General features: G+C 39.0%; 16 protein-coding genes. All 16 read right to left on the bottom strand.

What is annotated here, in order from left to right:
• Positions 1–301: 301 nt before the first annotated feature.
• Positions 302–1,609 carry an NAD(P)/FAD-dependent oxidoreductase gene (locus D7029_RS07135; protein WP_194952246.1) on the bottom strand — a complete coding sequence of 436 codons (1,308 nt, stop codon included), beginning with the start codon at positions 1,607–1,609 and terminating at the stop codon, positions 302–304.
• 446 nt (positions 1,610–2,055) lie between these two features.
• Positions 2,056–2,595: an alpha/beta hydrolase YcfP gene (gene ycfP, locus D7029_RS07130; protein ID WP_088493180.1), complete on the bottom strand. Its 540-nt coding sequence runs from the start codon at positions 2,593–2,595 to the stop codon at positions 2,056–2,058.
• Positions 2,592–3,611 (bottom strand): beta-N-acetylhexosaminidase, encoded by a 1,020-nt coding sequence (gene nagZ / locus D7029_RS07125; protein ID WP_036937719.1) that lies wholly within the window; start codon positions 3,609–3,611, stop codon positions 2,592–2,594. Before nagZ ends, ycfP begins: the two co-directional genes overlap by 4 nt.
• Before the next feature lie 38 nt (positions 3,612–3,649).
• Positions 3,650–4,549, bottom strand: coding sequence for a phosphotransferase (locus tag D7029_RS07120; RefSeq protein WP_194952245.1), 900 nt, complete (start codon positions 4,547–4,549; stop codon positions 3,650–3,652).
• On the bottom strand, positions 4,527–5,117 hold the full coding sequence (locus tag D7029_RS07115; RefSeq protein WP_194952244.1) for a penicillin-binding protein activator LpoB: 591 nt from the start codon (positions 5,115–5,117) through the stop codon (positions 4,527–4,529). Before D7029_RS07115 ends, D7029_RS07120 begins: the two co-directional genes overlap by 23 nt.
• A gap of 17 nt (positions 5,118–5,134) precedes the next feature.
• The gene (locus tag D7029_RS07110; RefSeq protein WP_194952243.1) at positions 5,135–5,536 is read right to left on the bottom strand and encodes a YcfL family protein; all 402 of its coding nucleotides are present in this window, start codon (positions 5,534–5,536) and stop codon (positions 5,135–5,137) included.
• A 39-nt stretch (positions 5,537–5,575) separates the two neighbouring features.
• Complete coding sequence (gene hinT, locus D7029_RS07105) at positions 5,576–5,926, bottom strand: purine nucleoside phosphoramidase (protein ID WP_036913377.1); 351 nt, start codon at positions 5,924–5,926, stop codon at positions 5,576–5,578.
• 42 nt (positions 5,927–5,968) lie between these two features.
• Positions 5,969–6,754, bottom strand: a complete 786-nt coding sequence (locus tag D7029_RS07100; protein WP_194952242.1) for a metal-dependent hydrolase — start codon at positions 6,752–6,754, stop codon at positions 5,969–5,971.
• A 75-nt stretch (positions 6,755–6,829) separates the two neighbouring features.
• Positions 6,830–7,813, bottom strand: coding sequence for a DNA polymerase III subunit delta' (holB, locus tag D7029_RS07095; RefSeq protein ID WP_194952241.1), 984 nt, complete (start codon positions 7,811–7,813; stop codon positions 6,830–6,832).
• Positions 7,810–8,457: a dTMP kinase gene (gene tmk, locus D7029_RS07090; protein WP_194952240.1), complete on the bottom strand. Its 648-nt coding sequence runs from the start codon at positions 8,455–8,457 to the stop codon at positions 7,810–7,812. The genes holB and tmk overlap by 4 nt, the downstream gene beginning before the upstream one ends.
• Before the next feature lie 2 nt (positions 8,458–8,459).
• Positions 8,460–9,482 carry an endolytic transglycosylase MltG gene (gene mltG, locus D7029_RS07085; protein WP_194952239.1) on the bottom strand — a complete coding sequence of 341 codons (1,023 nt, stop codon included), beginning with the start codon at positions 9,480–9,482 and terminating at the stop codon, positions 8,460–8,462.
• A gap of 17 nt (positions 9,483–9,499) precedes the next feature.
• Positions 9,500–10,327, bottom strand: coding sequence for an aminodeoxychorismate lyase (gene pabC / locus D7029_RS07080; protein WP_194952238.1), 828 nt, complete (start codon positions 10,325–10,327; stop codon positions 9,500–9,502).
• A gap of 133 nt (positions 10,328–10,460) precedes the next feature.
• Positions 10,461–11,702 carry a beta-ketoacyl-ACP synthase II gene (fabF, locus tag D7029_RS07075; RefSeq protein ID WP_088493189.1) on the bottom strand — a complete coding sequence of 414 codons (1,242 nt, stop codon included), beginning with the start codon at positions 11,700–11,702 and terminating at the stop codon, positions 10,461–10,463.
• Positions 11,703–11,776: 74 nt separating this feature from the next.
• Positions 11,777–12,013: an acyl carrier protein gene (gene acpP, locus D7029_RS07070; RefSeq protein ID WP_004247087.1), complete on the bottom strand. Its 237-nt coding sequence runs from the start codon at positions 12,011–12,013 to the stop codon at positions 11,777–11,779.
• A 157-nt stretch (positions 12,014–12,170) separates the two neighbouring features.
• Positions 12,171–12,905, bottom strand: coding sequence for a 3-oxoacyl-ACP reductase FabG (gene fabG / locus D7029_RS07065; RefSeq protein ID WP_088493190.1), 735 nt, complete (start codon positions 12,903–12,905; stop codon positions 12,171–12,173).
• 8 nt (positions 12,906–12,913) lie between these two features.
• Entirely contained in the window at positions 12,914–13,846 is a 933-nt protein-coding gene (gene fabD / locus D7029_RS07060) for an ACP S-malonyltransferase (RefSeq protein ID WP_088493191.1), read from the bottom strand.
• Positions 13,847–13,850: the final 4 nt, after the last annotated feature.

The raw sequence follows: 13,850 nt of genomic DNA, 5'->3' as shown, positions 1-13,850 counted from the left end.
TATTTAAGAAAAGTCTTAAATAATTTAGCGTAATAAATAAAAACAAGTGCTATCTTTAATATTACAAGTTTAACCTTAATAATAAAATTATATTTATCATTGTTCTATTGAGCTTTAGAGTTATTGGTTATTTTCGATATAAACAGATAAATCATCTAGTGCTTTATGCTAAGATTATTTATCTTATTTAGATATTCTCATTTAATTATTTAATTTAAAAGAAAAAATAGATAAAAAACCCTCATATAATATGAGGGTTTAAAAAGGCAACTTTTGTCTTATCTATAAAGCAAAAGATAAATTAATGAAGTTTCAGCTTAGGTCTAATCACTCTGTTGATTGATCCTACTAGCATCATAAGCCCTGTTTTGATGTAACCATGCAAAGCAATCTGATGCATTCGATATAAAGAGATATAAACAATCCGCGCAATGCGCCCTTCGATCATCATGTCACCCTTCATCAAATTCCCCATCAAACTACCTACGGTACTAAACTTAGAAAGTGAAACGAGTGAACCATGGTCGGTAAATACATAATCTTTTAGCAGTTTATCTTTTAACATTGCTAAAATATTGCTGTAACAACGACTTGCCATTTGATGAGCAGATTGTGCTCTTGGAGGAACAAAACCTCCTTCTTTTCTTGGGCAAGAAGAACAGTCACCAATAGCAAAGATAGACTCATCTAAGGTTGTTTGTAAGGTAGGTTTAACAACTAACTGATTAATACGGTTAGTTTCTAGACCGGCAATCTCTTTCATAAAATCAGGCGCTTTAATACCTGCCGCCCACACCATTAAGTCAGCATCAATATGCTCACCTTCTTTGGTATTTAATCCACCTTCATCTGCGCTTGTGACCATGGTTTTGGTCATCACTCGCACACCTAATTTTGTTAATTCTTGATGTGCAGCACTGGAAATACGCACTGGTAATGCAGGTAAAATACGTTCTCCTGCTTCAACCAACGTAATATTTAATGCTGAAGGCGCTAATTTTTTTAATCCATAACTATTAAGTTGGCGTACTGCATTATGCAATTCAGCTGAAAGCTCAACACCCGTAGCACCACCACCCACAATCGCAATATTTACCTTACGGTTTTCTTCTTGTGCATTGGTATCTGCTGAGTATTTTAAAAACAAATTCAACATTTCGTTATGGAAACGATGTGCTTGTTGCGGGCTATCCAAGAAAATACAGTTTTCTTTAATACCCGGAGTACCAAAATCGTTTGATTTACTGCCTAATGCCATCACTAAAATATCGTAGTCTAACGTGCGTTCAGGGACGAGTAGCTCTTGCTCTTCATTATAAATAGCAGCCAGTGTGATGTTTTTCTGTTCGCGATCAAGCCCCGTTAATGAGCCTAATTGGAAATTGAAATGATGGTTATAACCGTGGGCTAGGTAGCTTAAAGCATCAACACCATCATCTAAAGAGCCTGTTGCCACTTCATGCAAAAGGGGTTTCCATAAATGGCTGTTGTTGCGATCCACTAAGGTAATTTCTGCTTTTTTGCTGCGTCCTAATTTATTGCCTAATTTGGTCGCCAGTTCTAAACCACCCGCACCACCACCGACAATAACAATTTTTTTTAATGACATTTAACGTCACTCCATAAAGATATTTACTGTTGTTATTTAAATAGCCTTAGTGAAATCTACTTAAATAACGACAGTTAAATCGTTTCGGCTGTTATTTTTGTTCTTAAGCAAGTTAATTGGAAAGATGGTCATACCAAAGTTGATTTATATCAAAAATATTTGAATATTCATATCTATTTTTTGAAGAAAATAGTCGTTTTTTGCCTTTGAGTGATGAATAAATGACCACCAAAAACATAGAGGTATCCTTTTTTATCAATAAATACAATGAATTAAAACAATAAGAACAAAGAGGACTGTTAAAATCACTCGTGATAATTGAAATGATAAAAGTAAAGGATCAAAACAAGTGTTGAAAAGAGAGAGGTAGAAAGGAAAGTATGAGTATTTAAGACAAAAAAATGGATGGAACAAACGCCATCCATTTTAAACACATCACTTTAGTCTTAGTTTTTGCTATTAAACGCTTTAATTTTAAATAGATGCTCAGAGAGGCTCTTAAATTTATGCGTTTGCACTTCATCCCAAATTACAGAGTAATAAGGCGATAATTCATCAGCAGAACGCTGATTATCTAAAACCTCATCATTACGGGATAAAATCACTAAAGCGTTATCTTTGTTTTTAGAACGAAAATCTTTAATACATTTCGTTGCAATATCTAAATATTCTTCAGGTCTGTCGATTTTGTCTGTCATGTTTTCGTAAGGAAAAAGATTAGGATTAATCATTACCTGACGAATATTACATAAGAAACCAATACGCTCTGCCCAATATCCACCTAATCCTACGCCGCAAATTAATACGGGCTCTTTCGTGGATTTAATCACTTTATCCGTTTCTTTCAGTAAGTGTTGCATGTCATGACGAGGATGCAACGTACTGTAGCTTAAAAAACGGACATCAGGATCAATAAACTGTAGCTGTAAAACTTTCTCATGATTTCCAGGACTTGTGGAATCAAAACCATGTAAATATATAATCATGCTCGCTCCTGCCATTGCTCCTGTAATTGGGTCAGCAACTGATTCGCTTTTTTCCAACGATCAGAGGTTTGTAGCTCACTCAATGTGTAACGACCTCGGTGATGGTACAATGTGGAAATGCGTTCTGCTTTGACAGAGGACAGGTTATCTAACACACTCACTGCCCCTTTTCGGTTATTGCACACTAAAAGCATATCACAACCAGCATCTAGTGAACGTTGTGCCCTTTCCGCGTAGCTTCCCATAATGGCAGCACCTTCCATCGATAAATCATCAGAGAAGATAACGCCTTGGAACCCTAATTGTTCACGTAAAATGGATTTTAGCCAGTACGATGAGCCACTTGCAGGGCGCTCATCAACCTGAGAATAAATAACGTGAGCGGGCATAATGGCGTCTAATAACTGGCGTTGAATGAAATCTTTAAAAATAGACATATCACGTTGGCGAATATCATTTAAAGAGCGATCATCGCGAGGCGTTTCCTTATGAGAATCCGCTCTTACCGCACCATGACCAGGAAAATGTTTGCCTGTTGATTTCATGCCAGCAGAGCGCATACCTTTAATAAAACTCTCAGCCATTGTCATAGCAATTTCAGGTGAATCATGGAAAGAGCGCTCACCAATGGCAATACAGTTATGACCTAAGTCAAGTACAGGCGCAAAACTGATATCAATATCCATAGCTATCATTTCTGATGCCATTAACCATCCAGCTTCTTGTGCTAAATGGCTCGCTTGATAACTTTCATTTAATGCCGCATAAGATTGAGCTGCTGGTATGCGTGTAAAACCATCACGGAAACGCTGTACTCGTCCCCCTTCTTGGTCTACTGCTATCACAAGGCGCTCATGAGATGCATCACGAATTTGGCGAACTAATTCATTTAATTGTTCAGCATCGTGGAAGTTGCGGGTAAAAAGGATTAATCCACCGACAAGAGGATGCTTTAAAATTTCACGCTCTTCACTATCGAGTTCATATCCTTCAACATCAAGCATTACCGGACCCATAACATTCCTCTCTTTGTAATTGTGACAAGATAATGTCTTTAATTCGTCAGACTGAAATAGCGACGTAAAGGTTCAGACATTATTAAAAATGATCCATCTTTTGTTTGTTGCCAACGGACTTCATACCACATTAGCATCATATAAAAAATGAATGGTTCTCTTGAAAGAATACGCTCTCTCAACGCCTTCACAGAAGAAACATCCGTCTCTTTGGGTTGAGCATAATGGCAATGATACGAACAATAATAATCTAAAAACATATTTTGCTGCGATTCATTGAGTTGATTTGTTGCAAAGAACGTCATCAACGAATCCGCGGTATCAATATCAGCGGCATATTCCCAATCAATAAATTTTATACCGGAATCACTAAGAAGAATATTCTCAACATGCAAATCCATGTGAGCAGGCGCGTATTTTATGAGATTACATCGCGGTTGGCGTAAAAAATATTGTTGTAAGCGTAACCATTTAGCAGATAAACGTTTTCTATCAATACTCTGCCAATAAACTAATAGCTCATGATTTAAGTTGAGAGGGAAACCTAACGGCGTGTGTTGATGAAGTATGGCTATTTTTTCAGCCAGCGGTTTTAAATAAGTATTAAAAAGTGATTGGTGGGTTAGATGGTCGCCCTTTAACCAATAAAGAAAAAACCACTCTTTATAACGGGTGGCAACGTTAGGTGATAAGTTAGATCCTGAAAGCTGTTTTAAAATGGCATACTCTTTTCTTCCATGTACATAAAGCGCCCTTTTTTCATCACCATAATAGCGAGCAACCCAATCTATATCTGCACATTGCACGCGAAAAGCGCCACCACCTGATCCTTCTAATGCCGTAATTTTCCATTTGCTTAATGCCGTTGCAGGGAAAAGCGCTTGCAAGGCATTAAGCAAACTTGAGTAGTGCGGATCACTCAACCTTATGGCGTCCATTCCAAAGAATTTCACCAGAAGAAACTGACATTAACTGCATACTGATCACACGATTATCTTTTTTACCATCAACTGTTGAGAATAAAATATAATCAGCTTTCAAATAACGGGCTAAACCAATCGCTGCACTACGAAGGCCTAAGCTGTCTTCACCTGATAAACCAAGGGCTTTTCGTGCTGACATCATTTGTGTATAAGGCACGGTTTGCAATGCACTAATACTATTAACTGATTCAATAATGGTATTGGTTGCATTTACCGCTTGGATATTCCCGCCTGAATTATTTTTAACGTTATCAACAACGATAAGCTTACCCGTTTCTAAATCACCAGTAACCGCCATCTCTCTAATTAAAGGAGTGACAGCTGCATTCCAATTAATACTCGTGATTTTAGGTGGCGTTGGTACGATTTCAATTGGTGGCTCTATGGGTTTAGGCGGCTCTACTGGCTCGGTAGGCGTCACTGGCCCAATAGGTTCAACAGGTACTGGCGGTTGTTGTGGCAACATGGATGGACAACCTGCTAATAAAAACACAGACATCGCCACAAATAGAACTCTTTTCATGCTCGCGTTACCTTATCCTAAGTAAAGAGATAAACTCTGACATAACTAATGGTCTTATCTGGTATATCACCACTAATTTCGGTATCACCATCACCAAGAATAGTCACATCATTTACATTCCCAGCAGGGGAAACTTCAAGCCCTTGTTCGTTATACCAATAAAAACGATAGCGAATAGAGACAGGGTAAGATTGTGTATTTGATAACATGACTGTCGCTTTTGTGCCATTAGCATGGTGTTCGATGGTTGGCTGGCCCGCAACAACGCCCACAACTAATACTGAAGGCTCCATAATAATAGCCTGTTGACGATTGAAGTAGAGTTTATTATCCGAATGAGATGATAAACATCCAGAGAGCAATGTCGTCATAAACATAGCGATAAGTAATGAGTAAACTGTCTTACCTTGTCTTATCATGTATTACTTCCTGTTATCCTGCTGTTAGCATTACACCCATTACTGGCTTAATAATGGTCCTAGTGGTTTTCCACCAAGTAAATGCATATGAATATGGAAAACTTCTTGTCCACCATGTTTATTACAGTTCATCACCAAGCGATAACCGTCTTCAGCAATACCTTCTTGTTGTGCAATTTTTGCAGCAACAACAAAAAGGTGTCCTAATACTTGTTCATCTTCCGCAGTAACATCATTTACAGTAGGAATAAGTTTATTGGGAATAATTAAAATATGAGTGGGTGCTTGAGGTGAAATATCACGAAATGCGGTCACTGTATCATCTTGAAAAACGATATTAGCTGGGATTTCACCACGAATAATTTTACTGAAAATTGTTTCTTCTGCCATTTCCATCACCTTATTATTTATTTTAATTCCTGATTAATTCTATTAAGCAGGTAAGTTTTGAATATGAAAGAGCTTAGCAAAGTTACGCGTTGTTTGTTGCGCTAACTCTTCAACACTCACCCCTTTTAAGACTGCCATATACTCTGCAACATCACGGACATAAGCCGGTTGATTTTCTTTTCCGCGATGAGGAACTGGCGCTAAATAAGGAGAGTCTGTTTCGACTAAAATTCTATCAAGAGGAACGATACGAGCGGCCTCTCTGATTTGTTCAGCATTTCTAAATGTCACAATGCCGGAAAAAGAGATATACATTCCAAGATCAAGTAATGCTGTTGCAGTCTCTTTATCTTCTGTAAAGCAATGCAGAACACCGCCACAATCTTGAACTTTTTCTTCTTTTAAAATAGATAACGTATCTTCGCGAGCACTACGTGTATGCACAATAACGGGTTTATTAACTTGGCGTCCAATACGAATATGCTCACGGAAAATTTCACGTTGCAGTGCCGCATTTTCTTGTTGGTAATAGTAATCTAGCCCTGTTTCGCCTAAAGCCACAACATCAGGTGCGGCAGCTAAACGTGCTAATTCCTCAACATCATGGCCTTCATCTAAATTTAAAGGATGTATCCCACAAGAAAAGGCAATATTGTTACGTTTGCCGATTAGCTCACGCATACTCTTAAAACCCAGTAATGTGGTTGCTACTGCTAACATATATTGAACATCACGCTGCTGTGCTTTTTCGACAACATCATCAATATTTTCATGTAATTTTTCATAATCTAAGCAGTCGAGATGGCAGTGTGAATCAACTAAAAACATAACTTACTCTCATTTATTTGGTACAACTTATAGGTGTTTTTTATTACAGCTAAATCATAATTAATATATAGCTAATTAATTTTTTGTGACTAGCTGATTTTCCCAATCTAGCAGTTGTTCTACTAGTAATAATTCTCTATTTAATGCTGGAATGGTCATTAACTGATAACGACACTGTTTCCATCCATCAATAGTGGATAATAAAATATCCGAAGGCCATTGTGATAACGCCATAATCAATGCTTGCTGATCTTGGTTCACGCAATAGGCTTGTGCATTAGTTTGATATTTTAATGCATCAAGTAGCAGTGATAACAACCAATACAGGCGATGCTCGGCATTATCTTGATTTAATTGTGGCAGAAATGCATATAAATCACGTTGTTGTATGCTGGTGTATAACGCTTGGCAAAAAGTCTCTCTTTCTTTCCACTCATCTTTCAATAATGAAAGCGCCAAAATCGGAGCGTTCTGCGATAAATTCAATGCTGTCACACTATTCGCATAAGGTATGTTTGGTAATTGTTGCTGTAACCAGTGCGTTGCGTGTTGAAGATCTGGCGTTGCTAGATGGTAATAAAAACAACGGCTACGCAATGTCGCTAATAAAACTTCTGGTTGCTGACAATTCAGTAAAAAATAGGTGTTTTTAGGTGGCTCTTCTAACGTTTTGAGTAATGCATTTGCAGCGGCTTCTGTTAACGCTTCAACGTCTTTTATCCAAACTACTCTAAAACCACTTTGCTGAGCATGATGCTCCAGCTTTTCAGTGACTTTTCTTACTGCTTCAATACCAATCGAGGATTTACCCTTTTCACTCTGTAAAACATGCCAATCAGGGTGTGTTTCAGCAAGCATCAATCGGCAGCTATGGCATTCATTACAACTTTTTAATCCCTGTTTATTCTGGCACATTAACCAACGACTTAACCCATAAGAGAGTGCTTCTCCTCCCATGCCTTCTATCGCATGTAAAAGCAAGGCATGATGACCGCGCCCTTCTTGATACATGCTAATAAGTTGTCGATATGCCTGATTTAGCCAAGGATACCAATTCATAGTGATTTATTTTCCTGCTGAACTAGCCATGCTGTTAATGTTTGACGAATGTCTGCTTGTACTTTTTCAATCGCTTGAGAGGCATCTATCGTAATAATGGAATCATCATCTTTAGCCAATGCTTGATAACGTTCGCGAGTACGATAAAAGAAATCCATTGATTCTTTTTCAATCCGGTCTAGCTCGCCTCGAGCACGCGCTCTAGCAAGGCCAATAGCAGGATCTAAATCAAGATATAAGGTTAAGTCAGGGCGAAAATCACCAAGGACAGTATTACGAAGTGACAACATAAGATCTTTATCTAAGCCGCGTCCACCACCTTGATAGGCTTGAGAAGAGAGATCATGTCTATCACCAATAACCCATTTACCATCCGCAAGTGCAGGTTTTATTACGTTTTCTATAAGCTGAACACGCGCTGCGTATAGCATCAATAATTCTGCTTTATCCGTGACTTTTTCACCTTCAATACCTTGCTTGATAAGCTCACGTAATTTTTCAGCAAGCGGAGTACCGCCCGGTTCACGGGTAAATGCTAGGTTAGTGATACCTTTATCTTTTAGGGTATCAACAACTGTTTGGATCGCACTGGTTTTTCCAGCGCCTTCAAGTCCTTCAATTACAATAAATTTACTGTTGTTCATAATTATCTTTGTTGTAAGCGTCGGTATTGTGCGACGGCTTTATTATGTTCATTGAGTGTGGTTGAAAATTTATGACCACCCGTTCCATCCGCAACAAAATAGAGATAGCGTGTATCTGCTGGATGTGCAGCGGCTCTAATTGAAGCAACACTCGGCATTGCTATTGGTGTTGGTGGTAAGCCATCAATTTGATACGTGTTATAAGGTGTGTAACCATTTAAATCACTACGATAAATCGTGCCTCTATATTTATCACCTAAACCATAGATGACCGTTGGGTCAGTCTGTAATCGCATATTAGTTTTTAATCGATTAACAAAAACAGACGCAACTTTTGTTCTTTCAGCATCAATACCCGTCTCTTTTTCAATAATTGATGCCATGATAAGCATTTCATAAGCCGATTTATACGGTAAATCACTATCGCGTTTAATCCACTCTTCTTCTAATGTTTTTTCCATTTGCTGGTAGGCACGTTTTAAAATTGCGACATCTGTCGTACCCGCTGTGTAATGGTATGTATCTGGTGCAAACCAACCTTCTAGATTAGAAATCTCAGGTTTTATGCCTATTTCTTGACGTAACTTATCGCTATCCATTGTGTGTGCAACAGCAGCAAGTTGAGGCGCTTGCTCAAAAATAGCTTGCCAATCCTTTAAGCGACTTCCTTCAATAAAACGGATAGAGAATTGAGCTTCTTTACCACTTTTGATAAGTAGTAAAACATCCTGCAATGTCATCCCTTTTGTTAAACGATAAGTACCTGCTTTAAATTGGCTTAATTCTGGTTTAGCTTTTAATAAAACCTGAAAATAATCCCCTTCATTAAGCAAATTATTTTTTATTAATAGTTGCTCCATGGCAACACGCCCTGTTCCTGCTGGCACAGTCAGTAGCATTTCATCTTGTTTTACAACAATATTTTCTTCTAGACCTCGAATATGTTGCATCATATACAATGCAACTGCGCCAAGGCTAATCAGTAAGGCAAAAAAAACTATCCATACTATTTTTTTTATCTTCATTTATAACTCATTAAATTCTATTTAAGTGACAAACTGTGTTGTAAAACAACATGATAATAATCTCTACTAGGATATTGATAGCACTTATCATCTGAAAAAGTGATTTGTGAAACGGGGATCACTGGCATCAACGCATTTGTTAACCATATTTCATCAGCCTGATAAAGTGTTTCGGGCTTTTCTCTCACAATATCAATTTTCCAATGATTTTTTTGAGCTAATTGAAAAATGGATTGACGCATAATGCCATTTACCCCTGAATTAGTCAGATCTGGTGTAAAAAGCCTATTTCCTTTGCGCCAAAAAAGATTCGCTGCATTAGCTTCAACTAAATATCCTTCATTATCACACACTAAAACATCATCAAATTCTGTTTTTTCTAAATGATATTTTATAAGGACTTGTTCTAGACGATTGAGATGTTTAATACCTGCCAGCAAAGGGTTTTGCCCTAAGGTAACGGGGCTAATACCAAGCGATACACCTTCACTTTGCTGGTGGAGATAATGGGTAGGATAAGAGGATAGTGAGATTATTACCGTCGGTGTTATAAATCCATTGGGGGAATATCCTCGTCCACCATAACCACGACTAATAATAATCTTAATAACACTTTTTGTTTGAGCCAGAGAAGCGACATCAATGATCTGCTTTTTAAGTTCAGACCAATTAGGATGCGGTAAAAAAAGCGCGTTACAACCTTGTTTTAAGCGATTTATGTGTGCAGATAATAAAATGGGGTCACCCTGATCAACAGCAAGTGTTGTGAAACAGCCATCCCCAAACTGTACTGCTCGATCACTGGCATCTACATTTTGTTGCTGTTGTCCATTTACCCAATACATCTAACACACCTTACATCTATGTTATTGATATCAATCTGCACATGATAAAACAACTAGCAGTAAAAGGATAAAATAAAAGACCCAGAATAATCCTGGGCCTTTAGGTATTTTTCAACTTTCTACAAAAAACGGCTTATACGCGTTTAAAGAGAATTGAACCATTAGTACCACCAAAGCCGAATGAGTTACACAGAGCATATTCCATGTTCTCAACTTTACGTGCTTTATGTGGAACAAAATCAAGATGACAATTTTCGTCTTGATTATCTAGGTTAATTGTTGGAGGTACGATTTGATCACGCAGTGAAAGGATAGTAAAGATAGACTCAATTGCACCCGCAGCACCTAATAAGTGACCTGTCATAGATTTTGTTGAGCTAACTAATACATCAGTGCCTTTACCAAATACGTTTTCTACCGCTTGTGCTTCAGCAACGTCGCCTGCATTTGTTGATGTGCCGTGTGCGTTGATATAACCCACGTCTGATGAGGCAATACCTGCATCTTTCAGTGCATTTGTCATCGCCAGCGCACCGCCTTCGCCATTTTCTGCTGGTGAAGTCATGTGGTAAGCATCGCTGCTCATACCAAAACCAACCACTTCAGCATAAATTTTAGCGCCACGGTTTTTAGCGTGTTCGTACTCTTCAAGAACAAGAACACCCGCACCATCACCCAATACAAAACCATCACGCTCTTTATCCCAAGGACGGCTAGCCGCTTGAGGATTATCGTTACGTGTTGATAATGCACGAACAGCACCAAAGCCACCCAGACCTAATGGTGTGGTTGCTTTTTCGGCACCGCCTGCCAGCATTGCATCTGCATCACCATAAGCGATAATACGTGCAGCATGTCCAATATTATGAACACCTGAAGTACACGCTGTTGCGATAGAGATTGTAGGGCCACGAAGACCATACATAATGCTTAAATGCCCTGCAACCATGTTAATGATGGTTGAAGGTACAAAGAATGGGCTAATTTTACGAGGGCCACCATTCATCATAGATGTATGGTTTTCTTCGATAAGGCCTAAGCCACCAATACCAGAACCAATAGCAGCTCCGATACGACTTGCATTGGCTTCTGTTACTTCAAGACCTGAATCCGCAATGGCCTGCACACCTGCTGCAATACCATATTGAATGAAAAGATCCATCTTACGCGCGTCTTTACGCGAAAGATTATAATCTTCGTGATTGAAATCTTTTACCAATCCAGCGAATTTAGTCGCATGATGACTGGTGTCAAAATCTTCGATAAGGCCGATACCACTCTGTCCGGCACACACCGCTTCCCAAGAAGCTTCTGCGTTATTACCGACAGGAGATAACATGCCTAGTCCGGTCACAACTACACGACGCTTAGACACGCTTATCCTCCAAGGAGGGAAAAAGTTTAGGATTAAAAATATAGGCGGTCGAGTGACCGCCTAGATTAGCAAGCTTATTTGCCTGCGTTTTCAACGTAATCAATAGCAGCTTGAACTGTAGTAATTTTTTCTGCTTCTTCGTCTGGGATTTCGATATCGAATTCTTCTTCCAGAGCCATTACCAGCTCAACTGTGTCAAGAGAATCAGCGCCTAAGTCATCAACAAATGAAGCTGAATTTACAACTTCTTCCTCTTTAACACCCAGTTGTTCAACAATGATTTTCTTAACGCGTTCGTCGATAGTGCTCATACTATTAAATTTCCTATCAAAACTCGCTTGCGCGATGATTTTCTTAGTTTATAAATACAGGAAAAGATCTAACCAATCCCGACTGTGTGGACTACTTTATTCGCTATATTTTGCATTATATTGTACGCAAAAAGCAAATATAAAGACGTCCCCATAATTAGATCATGTACATGCCACCATTGACATGCAATGTTTCACCCGTGATATAGCTTGCTTCATCAGAAGCTAAGAAAGCTACAGCACTGGCAATCTCTTTGGCATCACCTAAACGGTTAGCAGGAACTTGAGATAAAATACCTGCTCTTTGGTCATCTGTTAATGCTCTAGTCATATCAGTTTCGATAAAGCCAGGAGCAACAACATTCACCGTAATGCCACGGGAAGCAACTTCGCGTGCTAATGATTTACTAAAACCAATCACACCCGCTTTTGCCGCCGCGTAGTTTGCCTGTCCTGCGTTACCCATGGTTCCAACAACAGAACCAATGGTAATTATACGACCATGACGTTTTTTCATCATAGCACGCATAACTGCTTTAGACAGACGGAAGACTGATGAAAGATTAGTGTCAATGATATCTTGCCACTCATCATCTTTCATGCGCATCAACAGGTTATCACGAGTAATACCTGCATTATTGACCAAAATATCAATTTCGCCAAATTCAGCACGCACATCTGCTAAAAATTTTTCGATAGAGTCGTTTTCTGTGACGTTTAACACAAAACCCTTACCCTTACCGTCTAAATATTCGCTGATAGCTTGCGCACCGTTTTCACTCGTTGCTGTACCAATTACTGTCGCACCGCGTGCAACTAAATCTTCTGCAATCGCACGGCCAATACCACGGCTTGCACCAGTAACTAGCGCTATTTTTCCGTCAAATCCCATGAGATCCCTCAGTCATTTCCTAATGCAACATCTAATGACGCAATATCATTAACTGCTGCAGCGTTCATTTCTTTAGAAATACGTTTTGTTAAGCCAGTTAATACTTTTCCTGGCCCGATTTCTAATAGTTGTGTGATGCCTTTTTCAGCAATAAGTTCAACCGTTTCAGTCCAGCGAACTGGATTATAAAGCTGGCGAACTAACGCATCACGGATTGCATTTGCATCAGTTTGCGCTATCACATCAACGTTATTAACGACCTGAATTTCAGGTTGTTTAAATTCAATTTCTTGTAATGCAACCGCAAGCTTATCAGCAGCCGGTTTCATTAAAGCACAGTGAGAAGGCACACTTACCGCTAATGGTAAAGCACGTTTAGCACCTGCTTCTTTACATAACACACCAGCACGTTCTACGGCTTCTTTGTTACCCGCAATAACAACTTGACCCGGTGAGTTAAAGTTCACAGGCGAGACAACTTGTCCTTGTGCTGCTTCTTCACAGGCTTTTGCAATAGCATCATTATCTAAACCGATAATCGCATACATTGCACCAGTACCCGCAGGTACGGCTTCTTGCATCAGTTTACCGCGTAATTCTACTAGTTTAATTGCAGCAGCGAAATCAATAACACCTGCACACACTAAAGCAGAATACTCGCCAAGACTGTGACCTGCCATCATTTGTGGCATTTTGCCTTGTTTTTCTTGCCATACACGCCAGATAGCAACAGAAGCTGCTAATAATGCTGGCTGTGTTTTCCAGGTTTTGTTTAGCTCTTCTTCTGGGCCATTTTGAACTAAGTCCCAAAGAGAATAACCCAATACATCAGATGCTTGAGCAAATGTTTCAGTCACGATTGGATATTGCTCTGCAAGTTCTGCAAGCATTCCAACAGCTTGTGATCCCTGTCCGGGAAAAACCATTGCAAAATCAGTCATGTTT

It is taken from the genome of Proteus vulgaris, from assembly GCF_016647575.1.
GTDB classification, from domain to species: Bacteria; Pseudomonadota; Gammaproteobacteria; order Enterobacterales; family Enterobacteriaceae; genus Proteus; species Proteus mirabilis_B.
This window is presented reverse-complemented; position numbering and strand designations above follow the sequence as displayed.

Bases quoted from the DNA above. Each gene is read 5' to 3' on its own strand.
- D7029_RS07135 (WP_194952246.1), bottom strand. From the start codon at position 1,609: ATGTCATTAAAAAAAATTGTTATTGTCGGTGGTGGTGCGGGTGGTTTA.
- ycfP (WP_088493180.1), bottom strand. From the start codon at position 2,595: ATGATTATATATTTACATGGTTTTGATTCCACAAGTCCTGGAAATCAT.
- nagZ (WP_036937719.1), bottom strand. From the start codon at position 3,611: ATGGGTCCGGTAATGCTTGATGTTGAAGGATATGAACTCGATAGTGAA.
- D7029_RS07120 (WP_194952245.1), bottom strand. From the start codon at position 4,549: ATGGACGCCATAAGGTTGAGTGATCCGCACTACTCAAGTTTGCTTAAT.
- D7029_RS07115 (WP_194952244.1), bottom strand. From the start codon at position 5,117: ATGAAAAGAGTTCTATTTGTGGCGATGTCTGTGTTTTTATTAGCAGGT.
- D7029_RS07110 (WP_194952243.1), bottom strand. From the start codon at position 5,536: ATGATAAGACAAGGTAAGACAGTTTACTCATTACTTATCGCTATGTTT.
- hinT (WP_036913377.1), bottom strand. From the start codon at position 5,926: ATGGCAGAAGAAACAATTTTCAGTAAAATTATTCGTGGTGAAATCCCA.
- D7029_RS07100 (WP_194952242.1), bottom strand. From the start codon at position 6,754: ATGTTTTTAGTTGATTCACACTGCCATCTCGACTGCTTAGATTATGAA.
- holB (WP_194952241.1), bottom strand. From the start codon at position 7,813: ATGAATTGGTATCCTTGGCTAAATCAGGCATATCGACAACTTATTAGC.
- tmk (WP_194952240.1), bottom strand. From the start codon at position 8,457: ATGAACAACAGTAAATTTATTGTAATTGAAGGACTTGAAGGCGCTGGA.
- mltG (WP_194952239.1), bottom strand. From the start codon at position 9,482: ATGAAGATAAAAAAAATAGTATGGATAGTTTTTTTTGCCTTACTGATT.
- pabC (WP_194952238.1), bottom strand. From the start codon at position 10,327: ATGTATTGGGTAAATGGACAACAGCAACAAAATGTAGATGCCAGTGAT.
- acpP (WP_004247087.1), bottom strand. From the start codon at position 12,013: ATGAGCACTATCGACGAACGCGTTAAGAAAATCATTGTTGAACAACTG.
- fabG (WP_088493190.1), bottom strand. From the start codon at position 12,905: ATGGGATTTGACGGAAAAATAGCGCTAGTTACTGGTGCAAGCCGTGGT.
- fabD (WP_088493191.1), bottom strand. From the start codon at position 13,846: ATGACTGATTTTGCAATGGTTTTTCCCGGACAGGGATCACAAGCTGTT.